The sequence below is a fragment of the Streptomyces sp. MnatMP-M17 genome (assembly GCF_900091995.1).
Taxonomy (GTDB): domain Bacteria; phylum Actinomycetota; class Actinomycetes; order Streptomycetales; family Streptomycetaceae; genus Streptomyces.
The window spans coordinates 1-2091 of the sequence record NZ_FMDK01000484.1 but is presented as its reverse complement, the minus strand read 5'-3'; the positions used below and the strand labels follow the sequence as shown (position 1 = coordinate 2091).

General features: G+C 65.6%; 2 protein-coding genes. Both read left to right on the top strand.

The genetic code is table 11. The features are described from left to right. Window positions 1-185 precede the first annotated feature (185 nt). Window positions 186-1280, top strand: a complete 1095-nt coding sequence (locus GA0115259_RS21630; protein WP_093599755.1) for a radical SAM protein — start codon at window positions 186-188, stop codon at window positions 1278-1280. A 27-nt stretch (window positions 1281-1307) separates the two neighbouring features. Next, window positions 1308-1856 carry a class IV adenylate cyclase gene (locus tag GA0115259_RS21625; RefSeq protein ID WP_093599752.1) on the top strand — a complete coding sequence of 183 codons (549 nt, stop codon included), beginning with the start codon at window positions 1308-1310 and terminating at the stop codon, window positions 1854-1856. Window positions 1857-2091 lie beyond the last annotated feature (235 nt).

Below are 2091 nucleotides of genomic sequence, written 5' to 3'. Positions count from 1 at the left end.
CGCCCTCCGTCGGCTGCCTATAGGCGAGCTCGGCAGCCGACGGAGGGCCACCTCGGCCGCTCCGCACCCACCGACCGTGACCCCGCCGCTGTCGAGCCCCGGCAGCAGCGCGGAACGCGTCCTGCGCGCCGCGGGCCCCCCTTTTACCGCGATCCGCTTCGACCCCACACAAAGAGGCACACCGAGTGATTCAGCACCCAGCTCTGCAGAACATCGACCGCGCGGTCCCGATCACGGTCACCACCGACCGGACCCTCCGCGTCAAGGTCATCGACTCATGCGGTATGACCTGCACCTTCTGCCACAACGAAGGCACCCCCGTCAGCGTCGACAACCGTGCCCACGCCGCCGGCGTATCCGCCGACTCGGGCAGCTCCGGACGCGTATCGATCTACGTGGCCACCAACGGCGCGAACTTCCTCAGCGCACCCGTCTTCGCGGACGAGTCCTTCCGCCGCGCACTGGAACAGCTCCGGAACGCCCTGGGCTTCAACGAGGTACACCTGACCGGTGGCGAGCCGACCCTCCACCCCCGGCTCCCCGAGATCGTGGCCACGGCGAGAGAAGCCGGCTACGCGGTGAGCATCACCTCGAACGGCGAGAACGGGGCCCGGATACTGCCCAGTTGCGCGCTGTCCGGGCTCGGGCGCGTCAACTTCTCCGTCTTCGGAACCACTCCCGAAGAGCTGATGCAGGTGCAGCACGTGCGATTCCGGAACAAGGCCCTGGCCCAACGCAAGATCGCAGCACTGGACGAGTCGATCAGGCTCGCCACGGAACTCGGCGTGGACGCACGCGCGAACATCGTCCTGCCGCACCGGGACCATGTTCCGCGCGTTCACCGCCTGCTCGCCAAATACTCCCCTTCCCTGTCCGTCCGAATCCTCTCCTCGCTGGCAGACGGCGACGAGTCCCTCAACGCCATCGACATCCTCCTCGACGAACTCGGCGCCGAACTCGAAGAAGTCCGTCTCATCGCGGGCACCTCGGGCTTCCGCATGTCGTACCGGCTGCCCGACGGACGTCCGCTCATCGTCAAGCACATCCGGCCCGTCAGGCTGCCGACGACCTGCGCCGGCTGCCGCTTCAACAACAGCACCGACTGCGAGGAGGGCTACTACGGGGTGCGCTTGTACCGCGACACGACGGGCCGTTTTCACGTCGGGGTCTGCATACAGCGCATGGACCTGTGCCAGCCCGTGGAAGAGTTCCTAGCTGGCGACACCTGCGACGAGGTCCTCCGGTTACGCGAGAACGACCTCCGAGACCTGACCGCCTGAAGACCGACCAACAGGAGCAGCACAGCGATGGCCCAGCACGAGTACGAGGCGAAATTCCTCAGCATCGACGTCGACGCGGTACGCGGTCAACTCCGCACCGCCGGGGCACAACAAGCCTTCGACAAGACCCTGTTCACCCGCCTCATCTTCGAAAACGACGCGGTCCAGGGCGAACAGTGGCTGCGTCTCCGGGACGAGGGAGGCAAGAAGACCCTCACCCTGAAGCAGGTCAGCGACGCCACCACCATCAACGGCACCACCGAGATCGAAATCGAAGTCAACGACCTCGACAAGACAGCCGAACTCCTCACCGCCCTTGGGCTGCGCCAAGTCCGGTACCAGCAGAACTACCGGGAAGAGTGGCAGCTCGGCGACATCACCTACGACCTCGACACCTGGCCCGATCTCCCCACCTTCATCGAAATCGAAGGCCCCTCGGAAGAAGCGGTCCGCAAGGCCGTAGCCGCACTCGGCTTCGACTACGAACAGGCCCGCTATGGCAGCATCGACCTCATCTACAAGAGCGAACTGAACCGGGACATCCTCGCCGAGCCAACGCTGCTCTTCATGGAGTAACACCACGGGAGCGTTGCCAGACAGCTGCTCCCCGGATGGCTCCTGGCCGCCCGGCATGAGGGGCCTGCTCCGCGTCGGAAGTTCCTCGCGGGCCGCCTGCCTCATGCCGGGAAGTCGTGTGCCGGAAGTCTGATCAAGCGGACGTCGGCCGCCGCTCCACGAAGTAGGCGAGCGCCTAGGTGTATTGATCACGAGCGTTGTTGACACGTGCCGGTGCTTGATCATGGCGAAGACC

Coding starts and splice junctions, on each gene's coding strand:
- GA0115259_RS21625 (WP_093599752.1), top strand. CDS start 1,308: ATGGCCCAGCACGAGTACGAGGCGAAATTCCTCAGCATCGACGTCGAC.